General features: G+C 50.1%; 26 protein-coding genes, 1 tRNA gene and 5 pseudogenes. 19 read left to right on the top strand and 13 right to left on the bottom strand.

Translation table 11 applies throughout. The features are described 5' to 3' along the window. Window positions 1-7 precede the first annotated feature (7 nt). Window positions 8-697 carry a uracil-DNA glycosylase gene (gene ung, locus ACQG0T_RS17105; RefSeq protein WP_003860729.1) on the bottom strand — a complete coding sequence of 230 codons (690 nt, stop codon included), beginning with the start codon at window positions 695-697 and terminating at the stop codon, window positions 8-10. A gap of 314 nt (window positions 698-1011) precedes the next feature. Here ung and grcA point away from each other — a divergent pair, with 314 nt between their 5' ends. Then, window positions 1012-1395 (top strand): autonomous glycyl radical cofactor GrcA, encoded by a 384-nt coding sequence (gene grcA / locus ACQG0T_RS17100; RefSeq protein ID WP_003860727.1) that lies wholly within the window; start codon window positions 1012-1014, stop codon window positions 1393-1395. 51 nt (window positions 1396-1446) lie between these two features. Here grcA and srmB read toward each other — a convergent pair whose 3' ends face one another. Further along, window positions 1447-2775: an ATP-dependent RNA helicase SrmB gene (gene srmB, locus ACQG0T_RS17095; protein ID WP_017383554.1), complete on the bottom strand. Its 1329-nt coding sequence runs from the start codon at window positions 2773-2775 to the stop codon at window positions 1447-1449. Between the two features lie 132 nt (window positions 2776-2907). Between srmB and trmN the strand changes: the two genes are divergently transcribed. Beyond that, complete coding sequence (trmN, locus tag ACQG0T_RS17090) at window positions 2908-3645, top strand: tRNA(1)(Val) (adenine(37)-N(6))-methyltransferase TrmN (RefSeq protein ID WP_252051252.1); 738 nt, start codon at window positions 2908-2910, stop codon at window positions 3643-3645. On the opposite strand, the gene nadB is transcribed toward trmN, so the two are convergent. Next, window positions 3630-5249, bottom strand: a complete 1620-nt coding sequence (gene nadB / locus ACQG0T_RS17085; protein ID WP_017692868.1) for an L-aspartate oxidase — start codon at window positions 5247-5249, stop codon at window positions 3630-3632. The two genes, trmN and nadB, sit on opposite strands and share 16 nt — an antisense overlap. A 425-nt stretch (window positions 5250-5674) precedes the next feature. On the opposite strand from nadB, the gene rpoE reads away from it, so the two are divergent. The 5 genes from rpoE to ACQG0T_RS17060 all read left to right on the top strand — a co-directional run bounded on the left by rpoE (window position 5675) and on the right by ACQG0T_RS17060 (window position 10019). Beyond that, a complete protein-coding gene (gene rpoE / locus ACQG0T_RS17080) occupies window positions 5675-6250 on the top strand; it encodes an RNA polymerase sigma factor RpoE (RefSeq protein ID WP_006176728.1) in 576 nt (191 codons plus the stop codon). A gap of 31 nt (window positions 6251-6281) precedes the next feature. Then, window positions 6282-6932 carry an anti-sigma-E factor RseA gene (rseA, locus tag ACQG0T_RS17075; protein WP_015572138.1) on the top strand — a complete coding sequence of 217 codons (651 nt, stop codon included), beginning with the start codon at window positions 6282-6284 and terminating at the stop codon, window positions 6930-6932. Next, entirely contained in the window at window positions 6932-7885 is a 954-nt protein-coding gene (rseB, locus tag ACQG0T_RS17070; protein ID WP_003860717.1) for a sigma-E factor regulatory protein RseB, read from the top strand. Before rseA ends, rseB begins: the two co-directional genes overlap by 1 nt. After that, entirely contained in the window at window positions 7882-8358 is a 477-nt protein-coding gene (rseC, locus tag ACQG0T_RS17065; protein WP_006811609.1) for a SoxR-reducing system protein RseC, read from the top strand. Before rseB ends, rseC begins: the two co-directional genes overlap by 4 nt. Window positions 8359-8789: 431 nt before the next feature. Continuing rightward, on the top strand, window positions 8790-10019 hold the full coding sequence (locus ACQG0T_RS17060; RefSeq protein WP_006811608.1) for a tyrosine-type recombinase/integrase: 1230 nt from the start codon (window positions 8790-8792) through the stop codon (window positions 10017-10019). Here the strand turns inward: ACQG0T_RS17060 and xis are convergent. From xis to ACQG0T_RS17020, 8 genes and pseudogenes are all read right to left on the bottom strand, one after another. Beyond that, window positions 9997-10251, bottom strand: coding sequence for an excisionase Xis (gene xis, locus ACQG0T_RS17055; RefSeq protein ID WP_229692509.1), 255 nt, complete (start codon window positions 10249-10251; stop codon window positions 9997-9999). The two genes, ACQG0T_RS17060 and xis, sit on opposite strands and share 23 nt — an antisense overlap. A 76-nt stretch (window positions 10252-10327) precedes the next feature. Next, window positions 10328-10570 carry a DUF4060 family protein gene (locus tag ACQG0T_RS17050; protein ID WP_017692869.1) on the bottom strand — a complete coding sequence of 81 codons (243 nt, stop codon included), beginning with the start codon at window positions 10568-10570 and terminating at the stop codon, window positions 10328-10330. A 43-nt stretch (window positions 10571-10613) separates the two neighbouring features. Beyond that, a pseudogene (locus tag ACQG0T_RS17045) lies at window positions 10614-12635 on the bottom strand (RecE family exodeoxyribonuclease); the annotation flags it as partial. A gap of 122 nt (window positions 12636-12757) precedes the next feature. Then, window positions 12758-13045, bottom strand: a complete 288-nt coding sequence (locus tag ACQG0T_RS17040; RefSeq protein WP_032659821.1) for a hypothetical protein — start codon at window positions 13043-13045, stop codon at window positions 12758-12760. Window positions 13046-13128: 83 nt separating this feature from the next. After that, window positions 13129-13287: a YdaE family protein gene (locus tag ACQG0T_RS17035; RefSeq protein WP_032654607.1), complete on the bottom strand. Its 159-nt coding sequence runs from the start codon at window positions 13285-13287 to the stop codon at window positions 13129-13131. Between the two features lie 9 nt (window positions 13288-13296). After that, on the bottom strand, window positions 13297-13482 hold the full coding sequence (locus ACQG0T_RS17030) for a YebW family protein (protein ID WP_022651662.1): 186 nt from the start codon (window positions 13480-13482) through the stop codon (window positions 13297-13299). Continuing rightward, window positions 13482-13722: pseudogene (locus ACQG0T_RS17025) on the bottom strand (hypothetical protein). Before ACQG0T_RS17025 ends, ACQG0T_RS17030 begins: the two are co-directional and overlap by 1 nt. Window positions 13723-13780: 58 nt before the next feature. Beyond that, window positions 13781-14191, bottom strand: coding sequence for a helix-turn-helix domain-containing protein (locus tag ACQG0T_RS17020; RefSeq protein ID WP_271040394.1), 411 nt, complete (start codon window positions 14189-14191; stop codon window positions 13781-13783). A gap of 143 nt (window positions 14192-14334) precedes the next feature. Here ACQG0T_RS17020 and ACQG0T_RS17015 point away from each other — a divergent pair. The 9 genes and pseudogenes from ACQG0T_RS17015 to ACQG0T_RS16975 all read left to right on the top strand — a co-directional run. Further along, window positions 14335-14409 (top strand): annotated as a pseudogene (locus ACQG0T_RS17015) (YlcG family protein); the annotation flags it as partial. Then, a complete protein-coding gene (locus ACQG0T_RS17010) occupies window positions 14409-15218 on the top strand; it encodes an antitermination protein (protein ID WP_126340210.1) in 810 nt (269 codons plus the stop codon). The pseudogene ACQG0T_RS17015 and the gene ACQG0T_RS17010, both read left to right, overlap by 1 nt. A gap of 412 nt (window positions 15219-15630) precedes the next feature. Continuing rightward, a tRNA-Arg gene (locus ACQG0T_RS17005) sits at window positions 15631-15704 on the top strand. Between the two features lie 100 nt (window positions 15705-15804). Beyond that, entirely contained in the window at window positions 15805-16767 is a 963-nt protein-coding gene (locus ACQG0T_RS17000) for a P63C domain-containing protein (protein WP_015570937.1), read from the top strand. Between the two features lie 177 nt (window positions 16768-16944). Next, a complete protein-coding gene (locus ACQG0T_RS16995; protein WP_015570936.1) occupies window positions 16945-17331 on the top strand; it encodes a phage holin family protein in 387 nt (128 codons plus the stop codon). Next, complete coding sequence (locus tag ACQG0T_RS16990) at window positions 17318-17599, top strand: phage holin family protein (protein ID WP_022651286.1); 282 nt, start codon at window positions 17318-17320, stop codon at window positions 17597-17599. The genes ACQG0T_RS16995 and ACQG0T_RS16990 overlap by 14 nt, the downstream gene beginning before the upstream one ends. Further along, window positions 17599-18228: a glycoside hydrolase family 19 protein gene (locus tag ACQG0T_RS16985; protein WP_271040392.1), complete on the top strand. Its 630-nt coding sequence runs from the start codon at window positions 17599-17601 to the stop codon at window positions 18226-18228. Before ACQG0T_RS16990 ends, ACQG0T_RS16985 begins: the two co-directional genes overlap by 1 nt. A gap of 7 nt (window positions 18229-18235) precedes the next feature. Then, window positions 18236-18505: a hypothetical protein gene (locus ACQG0T_RS16980; protein WP_032637826.1), complete on the top strand. Its 270-nt coding sequence runs from the start codon at window positions 18236-18238 to the stop codon at window positions 18503-18505. 1095 nt (window positions 18506-19600) lie between these two features. Continuing rightward, window positions 19601-19831, top strand: a complete 231-nt coding sequence (locus ACQG0T_RS16975) for a hypothetical protein (RefSeq protein ID WP_126340212.1) — start codon at window positions 19601-19603, stop codon at window positions 19829-19831. A gap of 276 nt (window positions 19832-20107) precedes the next feature. Here the strand turns inward: ACQG0T_RS16975 and ACQG0T_RS16970 are convergent. Then, window positions 20108-21228, bottom strand: a protein-coding gene (locus tag ACQG0T_RS16970) for an IS3-like element ISSen4 family transposase (protein ID WP_096147877.1) whose coding sequence is annotated in 2 segments (ribosomal slippage) — window positions 20108-20970 and window positions 20970-21228 — 1122 coding nt in all. Because the reading frame shifts where the segments join, the coding sequence is not laid out codon by codon here. An 86-nt stretch (window positions 21229-21314) separates the two neighbouring features. Here ACQG0T_RS16970 and ACQG0T_RS16965 point away from each other — a divergent pair. From ACQG0T_RS16965 to ACQG0T_RS16955, 3 genes and pseudogenes are all read left to right on the top strand, one after another. Then, window positions 21315-21746, top strand: a pseudogene (locus tag ACQG0T_RS16965) (terminase small subunit); the annotation flags it as partial. Window positions 21747-21952: 206 nt separating this feature from the next. Continuing rightward, window positions 21953-22279: pseudogene (locus ACQG0T_RS16960) on the top strand (recombinase family protein); the annotation flags it as partial. Window positions 22280-22395: 116 nt separating this feature from the next. Then, window positions 22396-22818 (top strand): hypothetical protein, encoded by a 423-nt coding sequence (locus ACQG0T_RS16955; RefSeq protein WP_006811569.1) that lies wholly within the window; start codon window positions 22396-22398, stop codon window positions 22816-22818. 490 nt (window positions 22819-23308) lie between these two features. Here ACQG0T_RS16955 and ACQG0T_RS16950 read toward each other — a convergent pair. Next, a protein-coding gene (locus ACQG0T_RS16950; RefSeq protein ID WP_223433957.1) for an IS1 family transposase occupies window positions 23309-24006 on the bottom strand; the annotation gives its coding sequence in 2 pieces (ribosomal slippage) (window positions 23309-23757 and window positions 23757-24006; 699 coding nt in all). Window positions 24007-24266: the final 260 nt, after the last annotated feature.

Genomic DNA, 24266 nt, shown 5'->3' with positions numbered 1-24266 from the left:
TCAAACCCTACTCGCTCTCTGCGGGTAACACAGGCATCCAGTCAATCGGCTTTTCGCCACGCTTTTCCAGCCACTCATTCGTCAGAACAAAATGATTACTGCCAAAGAAACCGCGATGCGCAGACAGCGGCGACGGGTGCGGTGCCTTCAGCACGTGGTGACGCTGACGATCGATAATCGCCCCTTTCTTTTGGGCATGCGAACCCCAGAGTAAAAACACGACGCCTTCACGATGCTCATTGATCAGGCTGATAACCTTATCGGTAAAGGTTTCCCATCCCAGACTGGCGTGGGAGTGTGCCTGACCCGCCCGGACGGTTAATACGGTATTCAGCAACAGCACGCCCTGGCGCGCCCAGCTTTCCAGATAACCGTGATTAGGGCGGGTGAAACCAGGAATCGTTCCTTCCAGCTCTTTATACATATTCAGCAGAGAAGGGGGGATGGCCACGCCCGGACGCACGGAAAATGCCAGTCCGTGAGCCTGCCCGGGGCCGTGGTACGGATCCTGCCCCAGGATAACCACCTTTACATCACTCAGTTCGGTGTAGCGGAAGGCGTTAAACACATCTTTCTGCGGCGGATAAATTGTCTGGCCGGCCTGCCGTTCAGCCGCAACGGTACTGAGGGTGTTAATAAAATAGGGCTGCTGCTTCTCTTCTGCCAGCACGTCATGCCAGGTTAAAGGTGTTGTCATCTCGCTCTCCTGCGAATCTCATTCTGTGTCTAGCTTACCTGCTAAACCCCAATGAGCAAAATTACCCGCGGAAAAGCAGGCTAAGTGTCTCAATTTATGTTGAAAACCAGGCAGATAAGTTGAATTGGTAAATCTTTAAAATTGATCTAAAACAAAAAATACAGACCACACTCTTTGTGTGGTTGGTGGTTTTGTTGATTTAAATCAATAAATCACCCGGGTCTGAATGTTATATATACACACAACAAACAATGGTTTTACCAATTGGCCGCAAAAGGCCAGCATCAGTTAATGTAGCCTAAGGGAGGCAACACATGATTACAGGTATCCAGATTACTAAAGCTGCAAATGACGATCTGCTGAACTCTTTCTGGCTGCTGGACAGCGAGAAAAACGAAGCGCGCTGTGTAGTAGCGAAAGCAGGTTTTGCGGAAGACGAAATCGTTCCGGTGAGCAAACTGGGCGAAATTGAATACCGTGAAATTCCAATGCAAGTGCAACCAGAAGTACGCGTGGAAGGCGGTCAGCACCTGAACGTTAACGTCCTGCGTCGCGAAACGCTGATGGATGCCGTTGAGCACCCGGAAAAATACCCGCAGCTGACCATCCGTGTGTCTGGCTATGCGGTGCGTTTCAACTCTCTGACCCCGGAACAGCAGCGCGACGTTATCGCGCGTACCTTTACTGAAAGCCTGTAAGGTTTCAGCTTCGGGGGTGGAATAAAAAAGCCGGGAATATCCCGGCTTTTTTTACTCTTCCGTTTTTGTCTCTGGCGCAGCAGAACTTGGCTTACGGCGCTTACCAATATTTTTGGTATCGCGGTGGCGCTGTTTAACGCGCGGCTTCTCTTTTTCTTTCTCTTTTCTCTCAGCACGTTTCGCGAGCGCTTTCTTGGACGGTTTACCCGTCATTTTTTCACTCGGCGCACGTGTGGTCGGACGAAGCCCGTCAATCACGCGAGCTTTCAGCGGCTCCTCAACGTAGCGGCCAATTTTCTGTAGCAGCAAATGGTCGTGCGCTTCTACCAGAGAGATAGCAATACCTTTGCGGCCCGCACGGCCGGTACGACCAATACGGTGCAGGTAAGTATCACCGCTGCGCGGCATATCAAAGTTGATTACGTGGCTCACGTCCGGGATGTCGATCCCACGCGCGGCAACATCGGTGGCAACCAGCACATTCACGCGGCCATCGGTCAGGCGCTTAATCCCTTCGGTTCGCTTAACCTGCGCCATTTCACCTTCGAGATAGCAGTTGTTAATGCCGGCGTTGCGCAGCATTTCTGCCAGCTCATGCACGCGCTCACGTTTGCGTACGAAGACGATGGTACGGGTTGCCTCTTCCTGCTTCAGCAGGTGTTTCAACAACTCAACCTTATGCTCAAGGTTATCTGCGCGGTAGTACCACTGGTGGATCTTCTTACGCTCACGGGTCGATGGCGTAGCGGACACTTCCACCGGATCTTCCAGCAGACGTTCGGCGAAATCTTTAATGGCATCCCCTTCAAGGGTTGCCGAGAACAGCATTGTCTGATTACGCCAGCGCGTTTCACCCGCGATGTGTTCGATATCCTGGGCAAAGCCCATGTCCAGCATGCGGTCAGCTTCATCGAGAATCAGCGTTTCCACCGCGCGGCAGTCGAAGTTCTCTTCTTTTATGTATTGCAGCAGACGGCCCGTCGTCGCGACAACGATATCCTGGTTTTCGCTGAACACTTCGGCGTGGTTCATATACGCTACGCCGCCGGTGATGGTCGCGATATCCAGATGGGTGTTCGCCGCCAGCTCACGCGCGTGTTCGGCAACCTGCATCGCCAGTTCACGGGTCGGGGTCAGGATCAAAATGCGCGGCGGGCCTGATTTTTTACGCGGAAAGTCGAGCAAATGCTGCAACACAGGCAGCAAGTAGGCTGCTGTCTTCCCCGTGCCGGTTGGCGCAGAACCGAGCACATCGCGGCCCTCAAGCGCAGGCGGAATGGCCGCGGCCTGAATGGCGGTCGGGCGTGTAAAGCCTTTGCTCTCAAGGGCATTGAGCAGGCTTTCATCGAGTTCAAGTTCGGAAAAAGTCGTTACAGTCATGTTCTACCTCTGTGTGGGGCGCTGATTATAGACGTTACGGCTGTAATCTTCATCTGTTTGTATGGATATCGCTTTTCGACCACTTCGCTTTCCCCTATGCTACTCCAGTTTCACTCAGAAGGTTGCCCTGACATGTCTCAACTCAAAGCGCAGTTGCGCCGCGATGGTTTTACGTTTAAACAGTTTTTTGTGGCGCACGATCGTTGTGCGATGAAAGTCGGCACAGACGGTATTTTACTGGGTGCATGGGCGCCTGTCGCAGGTGTAAAACGCATTCTGGATATTGGTACGGGCAGCGGACTTCAGGCGCTGATGCTCGCGCAGCGAACGGAAGAACACGTCACGATCGACGCCGTTGAGCTTGATCCTCAGGCGGCTCGGCAGGCAAGTGAAAACGCTGCCGACTCTCCGTGGGCAGATCGCATCAGGGTAGAATGCGCCGATGTCCTGACCTGGGCGCCGGAGCAAACCGCGCGTTACGATTTGATTGTCAGCAATCCGCCCTATTTCACGCCAGGCGTGGAATGTGGAACGCCGGAACGCGAGCAGGCACGTTACACCGGCTCGCTCGATCACAAGGCGCTACTGACCAGTGCGGCGGAGCTCATCTCGGAAGAGGGATTTTTCTGCGTGGTCTTGCCTGAAAGCACGGGTAATACCTTCATTGAGATCGCACGGGGGATCGGCTGGAATCTGCGTCTTCGTACCGATATTTCGGATACGGAAGGACGCTTACCGCACCGCGTGCTGCTGGCGCTCTCGCCGAAAGAGGGGGAATGCTTTATCGACAGGATGGTCATTCGTGGGCCAGACCAGCGTTATTCCGAAGATTACACTGCCCTGTCCCAGGCCTTTTATCTGTTTATGTGAACCTGCGGCGTCAACACCGACGGGCCGGACATTTCAAGCGGTTCGGGATAGTCCAGCGTATAATGCAGGCCACGGCTCTCTTTGCGCATCATCGCACAGCGCACAATCAGCTCGGCAACCTGCACAAGGTTGCGCAGCTCCAGCAGATTATTAGAAACGCGGAAGTTGGCGTAATATTCATCAATTTCCTGCTGCAACATCATGATGCGGCGTAACGCGCGTTCCAGACGCTTCGTTGTGCGTACAATCCCGACATAATCCCACATGAAAAGCCGCAGCTCGTGCCAGTTATGCTGGATAACCACCAGTTCGTCCGGGTTTTCTACCCGACTTTCATCCCATGCCGGCAAGTGTGTTGTCGGACGTGCATAGGGCATGCGTTTGGTAATATCTTCCGCAGCCGACCACCCGTACACCAGACACTCCAGCAGCGAGTTTGAGGCCATGCGATTCGCACCATGCAGGCCGGTGTAGCTGACCTCGCCGATCGCATACAAACCATCCACGTCGGTACGACCATGATCGTCAACCATCACCCCGCCACAGGTATAGTGTGCGGCAGGTACAATCGGCACCGGATCGCGGGTTAAATCAATACCCAGACTCAGCAGCTTTTCATAAATCATCGGGAAGTGCTGGCGAATAAAGTCTTCCGGTTTATGGCTAATGTCCAGATACATACAGTCGACGCCAAGCCGCTTCATCTCGTGGTCAATGGCGCGGGCCACGATATCCCGCGGGGCAAGTTCACCTCGGGGGTCGAAGTCCGGCATAAACCGGGAACCGTCCGGACGCTTCAGATACGCGCCTTCGCCGCGCAACGCTTCAGTTAACAGGAAGTTACGTGCCTGCGGGTGGAAAAGGGCGGTAGGATGGAACTGATTAAACTCCATATTCGCCACGCGGCAGCCTGCGCGCCAGGCCATGGCGATACCGTCTCCGGAGGCGATATCCGGGTTTGTCGTGTACTGGTAAACCTTGGAGGCGCCGCCAGTCGCCAGCACAACGGCTTTTGCCTGGCAGGTTTCCACCTTCTCTTTATTCCGATTCCACACCCATGCGCCGACAACACGGCGCGTGCCGGGCAGGCCAATCTTATCGGAAATAATCAGGTCGACGGCATTGCTGCGCTCCAGCACCCGAATATTAGGATGGCTGAGGGCTTTGCTGACCAGCGTGGTTTCAACCGCTTTTCCGGTTGCATCAGCAGCGTGCAGAATACGGCGGTGGCTGTGCCCGCCTTCACGGGTCAGGTGATAGCTCTCTTCACCATTAGGCTGAACATGCGTATCAAACAGCACGCCCTGATCGATAAGCCATTGCACGCAGTGGCGGGCATTGCTGGCGACAAACTCTGCCGCATGCTCATCCACGATCCCGGCGCCGGCAATCAGGGTGTCTTCTACGTGCGAGGCTATACTATCCGTTTCATCAAACACGGCGGCAATACCGCCTTGTGCATAGAAGGTGGAACCTTCGCTCATCGGCCCTTTACTCAGCACGATTACGTTCTGATGTTCCGCCAGGCGCAGTGCGAGGGATAGGCCGGCAGCACCGCTGCCGATGATCAGTACATCACAATGAAGTTCAGGCGTCGTGTTCATGATGTTTGTTTAATTTACTAAACATGGTGTGGGGAGAATAGCATTGTGATGCGAGATATCGCACGTTTTTTTTGTTGTGTGTTGCAATGACTAAACGGAAGGCCAGAAGTTAAATTTGCGCTAAATGGCCGGAAATATTTTGCGAAGCAGATCGTTAGCTTCAGATTTTGTGGTGAAATAAAGCCTGTGTTGCGTTACTCTTCTGACGATAAAGTTGATGATTCTTGTCAGAAAGCGGGTGCGTATCGTGAACAGACTTATAATGAGAGAAAATGAACGGTCTGCGGCGCGATGAACAAAAACAAAGGCGTTACGGAACTTATTGAAGAACAGACACTCTAATTCGGTGCTTGCTCAAAGTGCAATGTTGTTAGAGTGGCGTTTCGATAACGCGTGGAATTTGGTTTGGGGAGACATTACCTCGGATGAGCGAGCAGTTAACGGACCAGGTCCTGGTTGAACGGGTCCAGAAGGGAGATCAGAAAGCTTTTAACCTACTGGTGGTGCGCTACCAGCATAAGGTAGCGAGTCTGGTTTCCCGCTATGTACCGTCAGGCGATGTTCCTGATGTGGTGCAAGAGTCTTTTATTAAGGCCTATCGCGCGCTGGATTCATTCCGGGGGGATAGTGCTTTTTATACCTGGCTGTATCGTATTGCAGTCAATACGGCTAAGAATTATTTGGTTGCTCAGGGCCGTCGTCCGCCTTCAAGTGACGTTGACGCTATCGACGCAGAAAACTTCGAAAGTGGCGGCGCGCTGAAAGAAATTTCGAACCCTGAGAACTTAATGTTGTCAGAAGAACTGAGACAAATCGTTTTTCGCACGATCGAGTCGCTCCCGGAAGATTTACGCATGGCAATTACGTTACGGGAGCTGGATGGCCTAAGCTATGAAGAGATAGCCGCCATCATGGATTGTCCGGTCGGCACGGTTCGTTCACGAATTTTCCGTGCGCGAGAAGCCATTGATAATAAAGTTCAACCGCTTATCAGGCGTTGACGATAGCGGGATACTGGAAAAGGTATTAGGCATGCAGAAAGAAAAACTTTCCGCTTTAATGGATGGTGAAACGCTGGATAATGAGCTGCTCGATGAGTTGTCTCATTCTCCCGAAATGCAACAGACCTGGGAGAGCTATCATCTTATCCGCGACTCTCTGCGCGGTGATACCAGCGAGGTTCTCCATTTCGATATCTCAGCACGCGTTATGGCGGCCATTGAGAACGAACCTGTTCATCAGACCACGCCGCTGATTCCTGAAGCGCAGCCTGCACCTCACCAATGGCAGAAAATGCCGTTCTGGCACAAGGTGCGTCCATGGGCCAGCCAGCTCACCCAAATGGGGGTCGCTGCGTGCGTATCGCTTGCAGTTATCGTTGGGGTCCAGCACTATAATACTCAGTCTGAAGCCAATCAGCAGCCTGAAGCGCCAGTGTTCAATACGCTGCCGATGATGGGTAAAGCCAGCCCGGTTAGCCTGGGCGTACCGGCAGATGCCTCCGCAAGCGGCGGACAGCAACAGCAGGTACAGGAGCAGCGCCGTCGCATTAATGCGATGTTGCAGGATTACGAGTTGCAGCGCCGTCTGCACTCCGAGCAGCTTCAGTTTGAGCAGGCCCAAACCCAGCAGGCTGCTGTGCAGGTGCCAGGAAACCAAACTTTAGGAACGCAATCGCAGTAATGAAGCAACTTTGGTTCGCCATGTCTTTGATGGCGGGTAGCCTGTTCTTCTCTGCTAACGCCTCGGCTGATGTTTCATCCGGGGCGTTGTTGCAGCAAATGAATCTGGCCAGCCAGTCACTCAATTACGAGTTGGCATTTATCAGCATCAATAAGCAGGGTGTCGAATCGTTACGCTATCGCCACGCCCGCCTTGATAACCAGCCGCTCGCCCAGCTTTTACAGATGGATGGCCCGCGTCGGGAAGTGGTCCAGCGTGGGAACGAAATCAGCTATTTCGAGCCTGGCCTTGAGCCGTTTACGCTCAATGGTGACTACATCGTTGACTCCCTGCCGTCGCTCATTTACACCGATTTTAAACGTCTCGCCCCCTACTATGATTTTATCTCGGTGGGGCGAACGCGTATTGCCGACAGGCTGTGCGAAGTGATCCGCGTTGTCGCGCGGGATGGGACACGTTACAGCTATATCGTCTGGATTGACGCAGAGACGAAGCTGCCGATGCGCGTTGATCTGCTCGATCGCGACGGTGAGACGCTGGAGCAGTTCCGCGTGATCTCCTTCGATGTGAACAGTCAGGTTGGCAACAGCATGCAGAATCTGGCCAAAGCCAGCCTGCCTCCTTTGCTTTCCGTGCCTGCCGGCGATTCTGTCAATTTTAACTGGGTACCATCCTGGATCCCGCAAGGGTTCAGCGAAGTTTCCAGCAGCCGTCGCCAGCTCCCAACCATCGAAACACCGGTTGAGTCGCGACTCTATTCCGATGGGCTGTTTAGCTTCTCGGTGAATATCAATCGCGCTACGGCGAACAGTTCCGAACAGATGCTCCGTACCGGTCGCCGGACGGTCAGCACGACGGTGCGCGATAATGCGGAAATTACCATTGTCGGTGAATTACCGCCGCCAACGGCAAAACGTATTTCAGACAGCATTAAATTCAGGGCTGCGCAATGATTAAAGAGTGGGCCACGGTCGTATCCTGGCAGGATGGCGTAGCGCTTGTCAGCTGTGACGTTAAAGCATCATGCAGCAGCTGCGCTTCGCGAGCCGGTTGCGGCAGCCGCGTGTTGAATAAGCTGGGGCCGCAAACGTCGCACACTATTGCTGTGCCGAGCGATCAGCCGCTGGTGGCAGGGCAAAAAGTGGAGCTGGGCATCGCTGAAGGTAGCCTGCTCACTTCCGCCATGCTGGTTTACCTTTCTCCGCTGGCAGGTCTGTTCGTGATGGGCGGGGTTTTCCAGATGCTGTTCGGCACAGATTTGGCCGCCATGTGCGGGGCCGCTTTGGGCGGCGTGGGCGGGTTCTGGCTTGCTAAAGGCGTTTCCCCAAGGCTTGCCGCCCGGGAAGCGTGGCAGCCCGTTATCCTCAGCGTTGCACTGGCACCCGACCAACTTCGTGTTGAGACGCTCTCTTCTGAGGCCCGGTAATCTGCCGGGCTTTATTATTATTTACATCGCAATAAAGAAAACGCCGTCTCTTCGCGCTATACCTGGCTCTAAGTGCATTTCCAGCTGACGAGGATGTAGTGTAGAATGCTGCGTTTTCGCACTGAAAAACGTCAGGCTAAGAACAGCGGCCTCCAGGAATTCGTAAGGCATAATTATTTAACTATATGAAGAACATACGTAACTTTTCGATCATTGCTCACATCGATAATTGATACCCCGCCAGCCTCCGCAAACCTCCGACAAAAACGCCTCAAGATCCCCATCAAATCAGCCTTTCCAAAAATTATACTGTTTGCATGTACAGTCAACCTACGACATCATAAGTCATGGTTTTTGTGTCCACCAGTGCGTCCATATTCTATGATGGACACATAACCTCCCGTTCTGATGGACACACGCAGGGACAAATCATGGCTATTTCAGATAGTTATCTAAAGTCGTGCCTTGGGCGCGAACGAGACAAAGTTGAAGAAAAGGCAGACCGTGATGGTCTGTGGGTACGCATCTCCAAAAAGGGGGCCGTTACTTTTTTCTACCGATTCCGCTTCCTGGGCAAACAGGACAAGATGACGATCGGCAGCTATCCGGAGTTCGGATTAAAAGCCGCGCGCGATGAAGTCGCAAAGTGGGCAGCTATTCTTGCCCGTGGCGAAAACCCTCGGATCAGGCAAAGCCTCGATAAAGCCAAGATTAACAGCCAGTACACCTTCGAAGAGCTGTTCCGTGAATGGCACTCAATGGTCTGCATTCAGAAAGAATCAGCCGGGCAGGTCCTCCGCTCGTTTGAACTGCACGTTTTCCCCAAGCTCGGGAAATACCCTGCGCATCAGCTCACGCTACACAACTGGCTCACTGTCCTGGACAGATTGGCCCAGGGTTACAGCGAGATCACCCGGCGCGTGATCAGCAACGGCCGACAGTGTTATTCCTGGGCAGTGAAACGGCAACTGCTGGAAGTTAACCCGCTGTCAGAAATGTCTGGGCGTGATTTCGGCATCCAGAAACAAATGGGTGAGCGAACCCTGGACCGTAAAGAACTGGCGATTGTCTGGCGAGCCATTGAGGATTCCCGCCTCATTGAGCGAAACAAGATCCTCTATAAATTGTCTCTGATATGGGCGTGCAGGGTTGGCGAACTCCGGCAGGCTGAAGTCGCACACTTTGATTTTGAAGAAGGGATCTGGACTGTTCCATGGGAAAACCACAAGACAGGGCGGAAGACAAAGAAACCGATAATTCGACCTATCATCCCGGAAATGCTCCCGCTGATAAAACGGGCCATTGAGCTGGCGCCAGGACGCTTTGTTTTTTCAAAATATGAAGACAAGCCGATGAGTGAAGGCTTCCATATGAGCATCAGCAGTAACCTGGTTAAGTTCATGCTCAAGGCCTATAACGAGCAGGTCCCACACTTTACTATTCATGATCTGCGCAGGACTGCGCGAACGAATTTCTCAGAGCTAACCGAGCCGCATATCGCCGAAATAATGCTTGGCCACAAACTGCCTGGTGTGTGGTCAGTGTACGACAAGCACACCTATGTTGAGGAAATGAGAGTGGCATATGGTAAGTGGTGGGCCCGACTTATGAGCATCGTCGAGCCCGACATTCTGGAGTTCACGCCGCGTCAGGTCGGGTGAGACGGCCTTTATCATCACGGGTTAGGTTCAGGTGAGACATCGGCTTACGGGTTGATCGTGACATCTCTTTAATCTGCCAGGCGGTGACTTTGGTTCTGAGCCATTTATTGGGTCCACCCATGTAAGCGCAATCTGGCTCAGGGAAAGGGTTCTCGTTTGGGGCTCTTTTCCTGTAGCGTTCGAGCGTACGTGAGGAAATACACAGCTGCCCGCAGATGTCTTTAGTGCTCATCAGCTCAAATTTATTCGTTGCTTTGCTCATCTTCGTTCTCCAAGGGCCCCAACCGGGGCCGTTTGATAATTCTTTATCAGGACGCCTGGCCGGGAAGGGCACGCAAGCGGCGCATGCCTGTCATTGCCGTGGCCACATAGCTCGCCTTGCGGTTCACCACCTCCACCCAGACCTTCACGCCTTCAACCTTCACCGTATACGTCTCTTTCATCTTGCTGCGCCCATAGTCGCCGTATCTTTGCTGGTGGGCTGCCAGCGCGATGTCGCATGCCTGACGCGCTAACGGGGATTGCTGGTTACCTCGGTTAATCAGTCGCATGGCCATCTCCTTCGATACGCTTAAACTTGATCACATAGACCCATGGGTTAACCGGTTCAATGCTGAACTCTGCATCCAGCTGTTCAGGCTGCAACGCCAGCGCATGCACTAAGTTGCCCATGTCCAGAACTGCGGAGCGCTCTTTGACGATGGTTTTTTCAACGTGGCGCGCATTGAAGTACATCAGCGACACGCGCGCATCTTTTACCTGGGTAGAGCTGATGCCGTTAGCGGCGTGATAAACCTCGTTCGGAAGACCTTCATAGCGGCCTGGCTCGAAATAAGCAGGATATTCAACAGCTGGTTCTTCCTGATGCACTTCTGGTTCGTTTTGTGCCGATTCTGGTTCGTTCTGGTCTACTGAATCAGGAATTTGGGTTGCATCATCCCTGTCCTGGCTGGCGAGACTCGGCGCGCTGGTGGCCAGAATCTCAGCGGCAGACGGCTCTACGGTAGCTGGTTCCTCACCAGTGTCAGCACTGCTTTCACCTGGCTGCAATACGACTTTGCCCGGTGACAGCGCATCACAAGTCAGTTCTTCATTACTGTTATTCTCTTGAACCTGCACATTGCTGGTGGTCTCCACTTCCGTTTTTTCTGCTTCATTTGAGGCGCTCTGGTTGAGCAGGCCTTCAATGGAAAACATGCCGTTGCCCATACTTGTGATTTCCGGCTGCTCTTTCATTTCCTCAGCGCGGCGCGCACCTTCTTCACGAATCCGTTGTAAATTCTCTTCGTGAGTAGTGGTGGTCATACGGTGGGTTATTTCCCATTTCGGATCTGTTGGGTCGCTAATACCCTCGACAAATTCTCCACGTTCGGCTGCCAGCTGCTTGTCCACGTCTTCACGTGAAATAACTGGGGCGGCAGAAGGCAGCGGCATTAACTCGGTCGTGGAGTTGAAATTTGTGGTCATTGTTCGATTAACAAATTCCAGATGAGTAGCAGGGGTCTTGTGGATGTTCTCAGGAGCGATACGCACGAGATTGAAGATTGCTGTGCGGTTCACTGCCAGCACCCCCGGTTGATTACGCAGGATGTTGCTCCACGATTTCCACGGTTCCTCTTTTTTAGCGACGATCTCCTTCGCGCGGCGCAGCACGCTGCCTGGTATTTCGTGTGGGTTGAAATCCATGGGTAGCAGGGCGCAGGCAATTTCAAGATCAAGAGAATCAAGCGTATGGTGCGCCCCTTCGCCGCGGTCCGTTTTATAGCCCCCGTCGGCATTAGTACCGGAGTCAGTACGCTGCACGGCGCTGATGCGGTTACCTTTGGCCCATTCTTTTGTCAAAATTCCACGATCGAGGTGTGATGTTTCTGCCCATACTTGCGTAAACTTCAAAATCAGAGAGAGTTCGTGACGTTTCTCCATATCAAAAACGTCTCTGACGGCTCTGGTGTATTTCCACAGAAATGGCATATCCAGAGTCTGGATCTTTTCTACGCTTGCGGCTGCCAGCAGCAGGTTCTGGACGTATCCGTTATCAGTGTCCATTTCCAGCGTGCTTATTTCCTGATACTCCGCCTGCGTGAGGTGATAGCGAAGTTCATCCGACGTAAGCTGCGACAACAGCTGCTTGCGGAACGACATTTGCACGATCGGGTAGCGCGTGTTTTCGTCGTCGCCTTCGTCAATCTTCAGATCAGAATTGGTCGGAGGAACTGCATCAGCCTCGTTAAAAGCCTGTTCGTCGACGATTTCACCAGTAGACGTGTCAACGCCATTAACGACCGTGGCTTCGGCCATTTCCGCTTTTTGTGTTGCAGGATGCTCGGGCAGAGAAACCCCAGGGATCTGCTCCCAGTTCATTTTGCCTTTATCGAGCTGATAATAATCACAGAAGGTAAAACTGATTTCGCCTTCCGGTGGAAGTTCGTTTACAACAGGGAAATTAGTTGCGACCGCTTTGTAATAGTCTTTAAATTTGCGACCGGACTTAAGCAGTAAATAATCCAGGGTGGCATTAGCGGTTTCAAAGTCCTCGCTGCACCATAAAACTGCATCAGGCTGACCAGATTGTTTTTTTGCTCTTCGAACAAGAAATACAGGGTTCGTGTTAGTCATGACACATAATCCTCTTATCGTGTAGACTGGAGGTGCCTGAAAGACACCTCGTATTTACCTGGGGATGTCCGGTTCGCTTTGGTCGGTGAGACCGGACAGGCAGGCCCACTTCGGTGGGCTTTTTAATGGACAGTGATGAATGCACGCTCCATGAAGTTGCGCTTGTGCTGGCGATAGCTGCCGTGCCCGCTCTTTTCACCATCTTTAATTTTCACGGCCAGCAGGCTGATAGCCTCGATAGCGCAGTGCGGACAGTCGAACGAGTCAAGAACATAACCCCCATCAAGTACGATGGTGGTTTCGCCGTTTTCAGTGGTATGAATCAGGCCAGATACTTTCTTGTCGCAGTTGAATAAAGCGATGCTTTTGTTAATTGCTTTCAGATTTAATTCGACTTTTACGATTTCCATAGAATGTTCCTTTTGGTTTATTCAGGGTGTAAGAATCCACGCCAAATAAATGGCGAATTTTTTTCAAATTACAGGGCTGCTAATTACGCTTCGTGTGCCATCTGGTCTTTTTCAGCACACTGTTTTGAGCAATACTCTTTTTCTTTACGGGCAAGATTATTGCCACAAAAATAAAGCAAGGTGCGTTTAACTTCTTTCCCCGCTTCAAAAGGCTTGCGGCAGTATCCGCATTCTTTCTTCATTTCCGCTCCTTACAGGCTTGCCGGGATCTCGCCGTTACGAATAATTCCCTCTACAGGCCAGCACTCACCATTCACGTTTTGCTCGATAGCAGCTGCCTGGCACTGTTGCTGGTTGTCATATACATCGATTACTACATCCTGCGATTCACCGTTGAGGGAGATAACAGTCAGAACCAGTGCAAATAAAGTGTTCATTACGGAGTACCCTTTTGAGCCAGTAAGTAACAAAGCTGGCGGATTCTGACTGTAATCCAGTTGAGGCGAACGGCCTGCTGCTGTGCTGGTTTGCGTGCAAAATCAATCATCTCATCCTCTTTGCCTTGTCGCCGGCCAGCGGAACGTTTATTACCTGACAACGATGCGCTTGTTATCGATGGAGATAACAATACAAATATTATTTACATCTAGCAAGCGGAATGAAATATAAATTTTCAATTAAGGGTGTGTCAATGCATCCAAACTATTGGATGCAATGAAAAAAAAGATGTGATTTTTACTTCTGAAAGCTTTGGATGATGTTGGTAACGTCATCCTTGAGGAGATCTAACTCTTTAAGAGTAGCTTTTGCGTGAACGATGAGGCGAAGCTTTTCAGCTTCAGGCATCTGGTTGAATAATGAGAGCAAAGCGATTTCTTTTTCATCCAGTTGCCGTGGAGGTTTATGCATGCTCAGGTCATCATCACCTGCATCAGGCGGCATAAAAAACCAGTGCTCTGGTTTACCTGTGGCAGCTGCAAGGCGTTTCAACCTTACACCTCGAGGCGCTGACTCACCTTTAGCCCATTGCTGAACTGCCTGGGGAGTAACCATGGCTCTCCTGGCTATATCAGACATGTTCCAGCCGAATTCATCTTTGATGAGCTGAAGTCGGTAGGCGAACGCTTCATGAGGTGCTTTTTTCATGGCATTCATTCTACAAGGTAGCCTTTCATAGTGCATTGCAAAGATTTTTTTCATACATGATTGAAAATAATATTTTCATGCTGTAATCTCATTTTTCATTCACTGAGGGCTGGATATGACCAAATCAATTAAACAGCGAGTACCGGGGATCAGTGCTGGTGGACTACCGCATCCTTCGTAATTTTGTTCGAATCTATCATTCAGCAGGAGCCGCATAATGAACCTCGAATCAATAGCTAAATATTTCGCGCCAAAATCACCGATGTTCAGTGACTCCTCGAGGGCGACTGCCACCGACAATCTTACCGGAACTGATGTTATGACCGCGCTTGGAATGGTTAACGCCAAGTGTGGGTTTGGATTCGATTTATACCTTGCAAAAATTGGTATCAGCAGCCCTGACCGGGCAATGGAGGCGCTTTATGGAGCATCGTTGGACCTATGCCGACGCTTTAAATCAGTTACAGAACTCGATGAAAAAGTCCGGCAGCGCGTTCTCGAAATTATGTGTGCTTTTGCATACCAGGATTACGCCCGTAGTGCGGCAAGCGTTCGCAGATGTGACTGCTGCGATGGTAGCGGTTTTACCGAAGTCGAGGTATTCACCAACAAAATCCAATACCCTGACGGCAAGCCGCCAAAATGGGCAAAAGTTACAAAGGGTGTTTACCCCTCATACTGGGAGGAGTGGAAATCAGTTCGGGAGAGCGCGCGCGTTCTGTGCAAAGCGTGTAACGGCAAAGGCGTTATCAGCAATGCGTGTCGCTGCCACGGGAAAGGGAGGGTGCTGGATAAGAAAAAGACAGAGGAACAGGGCGTGCCGGTCATGAAGGTGTGTGACCGTTGCACGGGGAGAGGTTACGCCCGGCTAAAATTTTCCAATGTGCTGGAGGGCGTCCGCACCGTATGGGATGTAAAAAAAACCACCGCTTACGGTCAGCTGCAACCGCTGTTTGAATTGCTGGTGGAAGAATGCCACAGGCAAGAAGGTTATGCAGACAGCGCCTTAAAGTCAGTTACGATGTAGGCTGATTTTCTATAAAGCTCAATTGTCAGAGAAAAAAGGTGTTGAGGTCTGCGGAATTTTCGGCTAGCATCAACTCTAACGCTGGGAATCCGTTCATTCGTTCCGACCAGCAAGAAATCCTTAAAGCCCTGCGGTTAATACCGCGGGGTTTTTTCGTTTTAAACACAACGGAAAGCCTGCTTTCATGCCCTGCTTAGGCGTGACACTAAGCATTCGGGAGAGCTGGCTTCCCGTTATGAGCAAAAGGTCATTTCTGATGGCCTTTGACAGAGTGTATTTTTTCATCAGTGCTATAGTTTTTATGGCATTTGATAATGCTCTCGATACTGATAACACTGGGTGGGGGATACACCCGCTTCGCAGAGACAACTGCATGACCCATGACCAGCAACCCAATGCTGGTCTTTTTTTTCCGCCATTAGCTCAACTGGAAAGAGCACGGAGCTTCTATCTCCGTGGTTCGGGGTTCGAATCCTCGATGGCGTACAATTAAGCACAACAACATTAGTTTACTGAAGGCTACCATCCAGCGGCCTTTTATATGCTCTTGACTATGCAAGCATAAAATAGTGAAAAATGCTTGCATATGTCAGACGATAAGAAAGATCCAAAGGGTAAAGCTAAGGGCGGGATTGCTAGGGCGAAGTCTCTTACTAAAGAGCAGCGTTCTGACATTGCCAAAAAAGCAGCGGCAGCAAGATGGAAAGACAAGCCGTTGAAAGCAACCCACAAGGGAAGCTTTATGGAAGAGTTTGGCATTGATACTGAGTGTTATGTTTTAGACAATGAATCTAAAACGGCTGTGGTAACTAAAACCGGGCTGGCAAAACTCATTGGTCTAGGGGAGCGAGTAAAAGATATCGACCGAGTTCTTAACGCTCAATATATGCAAGATTACGTAGACGCAGTTTTGCTTGAGAAAATGGAAAATCCTTATATTTTTCAATGGGAGAACGATGGCGCAGTACTCGGTTCTTTTACTGGCGGACATGGATATGATATTTCAGTAGTAATTGATATTTGCAAAGCCCTTACGGCAGCTAAAGATAGTGGCGATCTTCCAGCATCTAGACTAAATGCAGCTATGCAAGCTCAAGACTTAGTTAACTCGGCGGCAAAGGTTGGTATTACTAACGTTGCTTACGCTGTAGCTGGATTCAAACCTGAAGTACAGCAAGTAATTGATCTCTTCAAAGCATTTGTTAGGGAAGAAGCTAGGCAGTATGAGAAAGAGTTTCCCAACGAACTTTATGAGGCTTGGTACAAAATTTATCAATTAAACAAGCCAGGACGAGGGCGTCCATTCTTATTCAAAAAATTGACTATTGAGCAAATTTACAAGCCCTTGGCCAAAAGCGAAGGTAAGATTCTTGACCTTGCTAAAAGTAGCAAAGATGAATTCGGAAAACCCGGAGACAAGATCCACCAGTTCCTATCTGAGGTTGGCGTCAAGGCGCTCAAGCAGCAGATTGGTAAGGTTTTAGCGGTAACGACTCTATTTGATGAGAAAGACGCTTACGAATCTGCATTGGAAAAAGTAAACAAGTGATCATCAACGCGGCCACCGCGCCGGGTTTTTATTGTCTAAAGTATTTCCCAAGACTGCCGATAATCTTCGTTCTGAAATTGAAAAAAATAAATATCTGCATTCGTTGCCCGCTCCCGTGCGGGCTTTTTTTATTCCCCTCATTACTGAGAGGATACACAGCTATATGAGGGGAGACCTATGTCCGATCCATTTTCCGGCACAGGGCTGGCCGGTTTAGCTTTGACTGGAGCAAGTGTTTACGGTCTATTGACCGGAACTGATTACGGTGTTGTTTTTGGAGCATTTGCAGGCGCAGTATTCTACATAGCGACAGCAGCTGACCTGAGTGTGTTACGTCGCCTGGCCTACTTCTTCGTGTCGTATATCGTCGGCATTCTTTGTTCGGGGTTGTTGGGGTCAAAACTCACATCCTGGACGGGGTACACCGAGAAGCCTCTGGATGCTATTGGTGCCGTAATAGCTTCTGCATTAGCCGTTCAAATCCTTACGTTCCTGAACAAGCAGGACATCGGCTCGCTGGTGGCGCTGATAACGCGCCGGGGAGGTTCAGGTGGTACTAAATGACCCAACAGCAACTATCAACGCGCTGCTCTGCGCCGGAGTTGTAATTACTCTGATGTTTTACCGCCGTGGTGATTCGCGGCATCGGCCATGGATTTCGCGTTTAGCCTGGCTGATTACCGTCACTTACAGCGCTGTACCGCTGGCGTACCTGTGTGGGATCTACCCGCATTCATCATGGGCCACCATTGCGGCCAATATCATATTCCTTTCCGTGCTGGTGGCCGTCAAAGGCAACGTTGCACGTCTGGTTGATCATCTGAGGCACTAATGAACCAATCACAATTTCAGAAGGCGGCTGGTATCAGCGCCGGATTAGCTGCGCGCTGGTTTCCGCATATCGACGCCGCCATGAAGGAATACGGCATCACCGCACCGCTTGACCAGGCCATGTTTATTGCCCAGATGGGGCATGAAAGCTCCAGATTTACCCGTGTGGTGGAAAATCTTAATTATGCGGCAGAAAACTTAGTGCCGACGTTCGGCAGCCGCCGCATCACTCCACAGCAGGCCGCCGCACTAGGCAGAACGGCAGAGCACTCGGCTAATCAGAAAGCGATCGCTAATCTGGTTTACGGCGGTGAGTGGGGAAAAGAACACCTGGGCAATCAGGCTGCCGGTGATGGATGGAAATACCGCGGTCGCGGGCTGAAACAGGTTACCGGCCTGAGTAACTATCGCAGTTGTGGTCACGCGTTGAAACTGGACCTTGTTACCCATCCGGAGCTGCTTGAACAGGATGAATACGCCGCGCGCTCTGCTGCATGGTTCTATGCCTCCCGCGGTTGCCTTCTTCATTCCGGCGACGTGGAACGCGTGACGCTTCTTATCAATGGGGGCAGAAACGGGTTGGATAAACGCCGCGCACTATTTAACCTGGCGAAATTCGTTCTGGTGTGAGGTGAATGTGGGGATCGAAACGATAATTGGGCTGGTCGCATTGGTTATTTCCGCTATCGCCGGCGCTTTTGGCCTGGGCCATATTCGCGGCACCAGCAAAGCTGAAGTGAAAGCCGACCAGCAGCGCACCGAAGATAACGCAGCGGCAACGGTCGCAGCAGCCGAACGCCGGGTAGAAGCAACGAAAGAGGCCAGCAATGTACAGCAGACTGTTAACCATATGTCTGACGACGATGTTGATCGCGAGCTGCGGGACAACTGGACCCGTAAGGGTTGAGGTAGCCGATACGTCTTGCGACTGGGTTAAACCCATCTACTGCACAGCGCACGACTGGGATGTACTGGACAGGCAGACGAAGCGCGACATCCTGGCGCATAACAAAGCGTGGCAGGCGAACTGCAAGTAGGCCTTAATTGAAAGATAACTAAATAAATTTTCCAAATGGTCGTTATATAGAGAGTGTGTTTAATTAAGGGGGCAAACAATGCCTTTTCTCATGGTGTTCTTTGTTGTCATTATGGTGTTACTCCTCTGGAAGGCAGGAATACCCCAGGCTATCATTATGTTAATCATACCCATCATGTTTAGTACTTTGGGAGGTATGGTTGCCGCCGTGGGAGTAAGCGCGTTCGCTACACCTATTGTTGGAGTGCCTGTTGGAATCGTTGTATTTTTAATGTTGATGGGTAAGTTTTTATCCAGAAGGTAACCTAAATCCAATACTGAGGACAGGCATGTCACATGAATAGCTATGGCTTTCTTATGCGCATTCTTCATCTATTACAAAGCTCATCTGCTGGTTGCTAATGATGATAAAATGCAGAGTCCCATGGATTTTGGGGTAGGAAAAGCCTGGATATGATGCTAGAAATCATAACATTAAAAAGACCGTGAGATGCAGTATGAAAATCTTAGGATTGGATGAGTACAGAACCCTTCGTGAGGGAGGGACAATGAAGTATTTTGAACTGGAACGCATGCCTAACAGCACTTGGGTTGCCATTTTCGAAAGTTTGTTTGCCGAAAAGGATGAAAAGGCGTGGGTAGAGGGTTACTGCATTGTGACGAACTGCTCAAACAGTGAAGTATCCACCCGGTTCATATACTTGAAAGAAAAGTGCGAAGAAGCGAACTCTATATACAGGGTTAAGCATTCTGCACTATAACTAATTAAATAAACTTAAACTCCTGGTGATTTGTTTGCTGCCATTTTCACTTCTTTCAGAATTGAATTCAGGTGTATGAGTTAAAAAAGACTTTTGGGCTATTAAAGGTAACGTATATCACAGGCAAAAGATTCGTCAATGTGATTGAATGTTCATGGGACTAACAATCTTCTCTTGTAAGGAATTATGTGTAGAAGGAGATTTTATGGCACAGTTATTGATTTTTGCTGATGATGATCCTGCTAAGTTGCTGAAAATTCGAAGTTATCGGAGCAAGATTCTTTATCTGTATGCTAATAATGAGGTGAGGTGTTTGGATGTGGTGATTTTTTTTTCAACTTTTCTGAAAGGCGAAAGTGGAGCCATATTGGTGGCAGCCGACAGATACGTGAGCAGGAAAGAAATTATCGAGGCTTATGATGCTCTGATTGGTTGAAAGCAGCGAGACTGGCGCGTAGCAGTAGGATGGGTCATGCTTGGTTCTATACGTCAGTAGAGTGATACAGGAGTTCATATCGGCCAGACGAAGCGTGATGCTACTTTAATCCAGCGGGTGAGCGCTTAATATTGTTTGTCCCAACGGTTCGAACCCATTTCTGATTACCACATTCAAGCCACTGGCACTCGCTGGTGGCTTTTTTTATTGGAGTGAATAATGGCAAAACCGGACTGGGGAGAGCTTCTGACCTGCCCCCACGATTAGATACAACACTCAGTTAGTAACGTCGGAATCTTCATTCTCAGAATGACCCTTTCTCCAGCCCGCTGCAAATTCAGACGGTGTCTGATAATTCAGCGTGGAGTGCGGGCGGCATTCGTTATAATCCTGCCGCCAGTCATTAATAATTTTCCTGGCATGAACGATATCGCTGAACCAGTGCTCATTCAAACATTCATCGCGAAATCGTCCGTTAAAGCTCTCAATAAATCCGTTCTGCGTTGGCTTGCCCGGCTGGATTAAGCGCAACTCAACACCATGCTCAAAGGCCCATTGATCCAGTGCACGGCAAGTGAACTCCGGCCCCTGGTCAGTTCTTATCGTCGCCGGATAGCCTCGAAACAGTGCAATGCTGTCCAGAATACGCGTGACCTGAACGCCTGAAATCCCAAAGGCAACAGTGACCGTCAGGCATTCCTTTGTGAAATCATCGACGCAGGTAAGACACTTGATCCTGCGACCGGTGGAAAGTGCGTCCATGACGAAATCCATCGACCAGGTCAGATTGGGCGCCGCCGGACGGAGCAGCGGCAGACGTTCTGTTGCCAGCCCTTTACGACGTCTTCTGCGTTTTACGCCCAGGCCACTGAGGTGATAAAGCCGGTACACGCGCTTATGATTAACATGAAGCCCTTCACGGCGCAGCAACTGCCAAATACGACGGTAGCCAAAACGCCTGCGCTCCAGTGCCAGCTCAGTGATGCGCCCTGATAAATGCGCATCAGCAGCCGGACGGTGAGCCTCATAGCGGCAGGTCGACAGGGATAAACCTGTAAGCCTGCAGGCACGACGTTGCGACAGACCGGTCGCATCACACATCAACATCACGGCTTCCCGCTTCTGGTCTGTCGTCAGTACTTTCGCCCAAGAGCCACCTGAAGCGCCTCTTTATCCAGCATGGCTTCGGCAAGCAGCTTCTTGAGTCTGGCGTTCTCTTCCTCAAGCGACTTCAGGCGCTTAACTTCAGGCACCTCCATACCGCCATACTTCTTACGCCAGATGTAAAACGTGGCATCGGAAATGGCATGCTTGCGGCAGAGTTCACGGGCGGGTACCCCAGCTTCGGCTTCGCGGAGAATACTGATGATCTGTTCGTCGGAAAAACGCTTCTTCATGGGGATGTCCTCATGTGGCTTATGAAGACATTACTAACATCGGGGTGTACTAATCAACGGGGAGCAGGTCACTTCAGCAACGGTTCCTGTCCGAACATGCCGCAACCGGCGTATCACCAAAGGAATGGTGTGAAGCGCAGGGACTGAACTACGCTACCGCCCGTCGATATATCAAAAAAACTTCTGCGCAAACTGCGCAAAAATCTGCGCAGAAAAAAGTGCGCATTGCGCAGAAAGAACAAAGCGCAAATGAGCTGATGGATGATGATGGACTTACTGCTCAGCAACGCTTATTTGTTGCGGAATACCTAAAGGATGGTAACGCCACACAAGCAGCTATCAGGGCGGGTTACAGCAAAAAATCCGCTGAACAAATTGGTTATCAACTCCTTCAGAAAACTTCAGTTGCCCAGGCTATTGCACAACAGCAGAAAGCCTCCATTGCGCGCACGCTTGGCGGTGCCGATGAAGTCCTCGCGCAGATGTGGCAGCTTGCCACCTTCGATGCAAACCAGCTACGGGTAGCAACAGGGGGGCCGCAATTGGTGTCAACATCGATGGAACCTTATCTTCTACTGGCTGGTTTAATGATATTTCAACCAACCCTTCCACAATAGGTTCTGCCCGAATAACTGATGATAATGTATGGCGGAGCTATATTTCTGTTCGCCATCGGAACGGTTCTAATGCGGCCTCAGGAGGAGATAGTGCGAATTACGGATTTATGCTGGTCGACGAACTCCGGCAGCGCGGCATCCACTTCAAAAGCCTTACGGACAGCATCGACACTTCCAGCCCAATGGGGCGTTTCATATTCCACTTCATGTCAGCCCTGGCCGAGATGGAGAGGGAGTTAATCGTGGAACGCACCCGGGCAGGACTGGCGGCAGCCCGGGAGAAAGGGCGCATAGGCGGCAGAAGGCCGAAGTTAACCCCTGAGCAATGGGCGCAGGCTGGCAGGCTGATCGCAAACGGAATGGACAGAAAGCAGGTGGCGATTATTTACGACGTTGCGGTGTGCACCTTGTATAAAAAATTTCCGGCGCGGTAGGGGTAGAGGAAAAAAATATTGAACATTTAATCCAATTTTCGTAATAAAGTATTGAAATAATGTAATAAAGTTGTTGAAATTTTGGTAAGCGGTTGGGTTGAGCATTGGGGGTATTCATGGCAAAAACAGATTCTATTACACCTGAAGAGTTTAGGGCTATTCACTTTGAATTGTCTAAAATCTCATCAACATGGGCAGACTTATGGTTAACATTGTTTTCTCTCCGTGCTGAAGGCAGCAGGGTGATTACTATTAGATATTCCGATATCGAAGATGACATGCTGCACTTGGCTGGAACTCCAAAATTTGAGCCACGAACAATTAGATTAAATTTATTGCTTTCTAAGTTAATTGCGTACAGAAAGGATTGCAATCCTTCTGATATTTATGTTTTCCAGAGTAGATCAAATCGAGTTAAAGGGTTAGCTAGGCCTGTGACTGTAATAGCAATGAATAATGCCTTAAAACAAGCATCCAAATATGTAACAAGGAAAAACATCACCATGAAAAGTGCTTTAAGGGTAATCGGAAGGAACTAGTTGGACGAGGGTTCATACACTAAATACCCACCTGTTTATGGAAAGTTAGGACGATGGTCAATGATCACGTCCTTTATCAAGTCATTATTCTCCCTGATGATTTTCGATTTACTACTCGATTGGATGTAAGATATGTACATGCATGAATCTTAGGAGGGATTTCGAGTAAGTAAAATGAGATCCTGATCAGAATAAATCAAACCTGGCATTGAGTAGAGTAAATAATAAAGCAGCGCATGCAAGATTTAATAGTATAACAAAACGGGCAGAAACATTCACTGAACAAATCTCCTGATCATGTATTAGACAGAGAATGACTGTAATGTAAAACCATCTTACATACACCTACTAAAAAAGACAGATAAAACAAGGTGCCATCCGATGAGATAGCTAAGCATTTGCGCCTTGGATAGGTCTTACCATCGGAGCATCGGGTTATGCTCGCTTGTTGAGTGCTGAGAAATGAAGAGATTAGGGTAATGACTCCAACTTACTGATAGTGTTTTATGTTCAGATAATGCCCGATGACTTTGTCATGCAGCTCCACCGATTTTGAGAACGACAGTGACTTCCTGCCCAGCCTTGCCAGATGTTGCCTCAGATTCAGGTTATGCCGCTCAATGCGCTGCGTATATCGCTTGCTGATAACGTGCAGTTCTCCCTTCAGGCGTGATTCATAAAGCGGCCAGCCATCCGTCATCCATACCACGACCTCAAAGGCCGACAGCAGGCCCAGAAGACGCTCCAGCGTGGACAACGTGCGTTCACCGAATACGTGCGCCACAACCGTCCTCCGTATCCTGTCATACGCGTAAAACAACCAGCGCTGGCGTGATTTAGCGCCGACATAACCCCACTGTTCGTCCATTTCCGCGCAAACAATGACGTCACTGCCCGGTTGTATGCGTGAGGTTACCGACTGCGGTCTGAGTTTTTTAAGTGACGTAAAATCGTGTTGAGGCCAACGCCCATAATGCGTGCACTGGCGCGACATCCGACGCCATTCATGGCCATATCAATGATTTTCTGATGCGTACCGGGTTGAGAAGCGGTGTAAGTGAACTGTAGCTGCCATGTTTTACGGCAGTGAGAGCAGAGATAGCGCTGATGTCCGGCAGTACTTTTACCGTTACGCACCACGCCTTCAGTAGCTGAACAGGAGGGACAGCTGATAGAAACAGAAGCCACTGGAGCACCTCAAAAACACCATCATACACTAAATCAGTAAGTTGGCACCATTACCGAGATTAGAGGTTTATAAGAGGGAGCCAGTTTGTCAAACGAGATAGTTTATTTACGATGCACAACTTATTGAATTATATGGCTTTATTATGGTGGGTTGAAGGGCGTTAAGACGAACTTATCACAAGCATACAGTTCTGTTTCGCTTGGGGCCTGAAAGCAGATGGGGACGGTTTTCACTTTTTCTTCTAAAGGTCCAGAATACT

This window comes from Enterobacter cloacae complex sp. 302F9 (assembly GCF_050030335.1).
GTDB lineage: Bacteria > Pseudomonadota > Gammaproteobacteria > Enterobacterales > Enterobacteriaceae > Enterobacter > Enterobacter hormaechei_C.
The sequence above is the reverse complement of the archived record's forward strand: the minus strand, read 5'-3'. Positions and strand labels throughout refer to the sequence as shown.

What these genes read in the sequence shown, in the direction of transcription:
- grcA (WP_003860727.1), top strand. Translation starts at nt 1,012, where the DNA reads ATGATTACAGGTATCCAGATTACTAAAGCTGCAAATGACGATCTGCTG.
- srmB (WP_017383554.1), bottom strand. Translation starts at nt 2,775, where the DNA reads ATGACTGTAACGACTTTTTCCGAACTTGAACTCGATGAAAGCCTGCTC.
- ACQG0T_RS17020 (WP_271040394.1), bottom strand. Translation starts at nt 14,191, where the DNA reads ATGAAAAAAGCACCTCATGAAGCGTTCGCCTACCGACTTCAGCTCATC.
- ACQG0T_RS17000 (WP_015570937.1), top strand. Translation starts at nt 15,805, where the DNA reads ATGTCAGACGATAAGAAAGATCCAAAGGGTAAAGCTAAGGGCGGGATT.
- ACQG0T_RS17030 (WP_022651662.1), bottom strand. Translation starts at nt 13,482, where the DNA reads ATGAACACTTTATTTGCACTGGTTCTGACTGTTATCTCCCTCAACGGT.
- xis (WP_229692509.1), bottom strand. Translation starts at nt 10,251, where the DNA reads ATGAGCACTAAAGACATCTGCGGGCAGCTGTGTATTTCCTCACGTACG.
- nadB (WP_017692868.1), bottom strand. Translation starts at nt 5,249, where the DNA reads ATGAACACGACGCCTGAACTTCATTGTGATGTACTGATCATCGGCAGC.
- rpoE (WP_006176728.1), top strand. Translation starts at nt 5,675, where the DNA reads ATGAGCGAGCAGTTAACGGACCAGGTCCTGGTTGAACGGGTCCAGAAG.
- ACQG0T_RS16985 (WP_271040392.1), top strand. Translation starts at nt 17,599, where the DNA reads ATGAACCAATCACAATTTCAGAAGGCGGCTGGTATCAGCGCCGGATTA.
- rseC (WP_006811609.1), top strand. Translation starts at nt 7,882, where the DNA reads ATGATTAAAGAGTGGGCCACGGTCGTATCCTGGCAGGATGGCGTAGCG.
- ACQG0T_RS17060 (WP_006811608.1), top strand. Translation starts at nt 8,790, where the DNA reads ATGGCTATTTCAGATAGTTATCTAAAGTCGTGCCTTGGGCGCGAACGA.
- ACQG0T_RS16955 (WP_006811569.1), top strand. Translation starts at nt 22,396, where the DNA reads ATGGCAAAAACAGATTCTATTACACCTGAAGAGTTTAGGGCTATTCAC.
- ACQG0T_RS17035 (WP_032654607.1), bottom strand. Translation starts at nt 13,287, where the DNA reads ATGAAGAAAGAATGCGGATACTGCCGCAAGCCTTTTGAAGCGGGGAAA.
- ACQG0T_RS16995 (WP_015570936.1), top strand. Translation starts at nt 16,945, where the DNA reads ATGTCCGATCCATTTTCCGGCACAGGGCTGGCCGGTTTAGCTTTGACT.
- rseB (WP_003860717.1), top strand. Translation starts at nt 6,932, where the DNA reads ATGAAGCAACTTTGGTTCGCCATGTCTTTGATGGCGGGTAGCCTGTTC.
- ACQG0T_RS17050 (WP_017692869.1), bottom strand. Translation starts at nt 10,570, where the DNA reads ATGCGACTGATTAACCGAGGTAACCAGCAATCCCCGTTAGCGCGTCAG.
- rseA (WP_015572138.1), top strand. Translation starts at nt 6,282, where the DNA reads ATGCAGAAAGAAAAACTTTCCGCTTTAATGGATGGTGAAACGCTGGAT.
- ACQG0T_RS17040 (WP_032659821.1), bottom strand. Translation starts at nt 13,045, where the DNA reads ATGGAAATCGTAAAAGTCGAATTAAATCTGAAAGCAATTAACAAAAGC.
- trmN (WP_252051252.1), top strand. Translation starts at nt 2,908, where the DNA reads ATGTCTCAACTCAAAGCGCAGTTGCGCCGCGATGGTTTTACGTTTAAA.
- ung (WP_003860729.1), bottom strand. Translation starts at nt 697, where the DNA reads ATGACAACACCTTTAACCTGGCATGACGTGCTGGCAGAAGAGAAGCAG.
- ACQG0T_RS16975 (WP_126340212.1), top strand. Translation starts at nt 19,601, where the DNA reads ATGGCACAGTTATTGATTTTTGCTGATGATGATCCTGCTAAGTTGCTG.
- ACQG0T_RS17010 (WP_126340210.1), top strand. Translation starts at nt 14,409, where the DNA reads ATGAACCTCGAATCAATAGCTAAATATTTCGCGCCAAAATCACCGATG.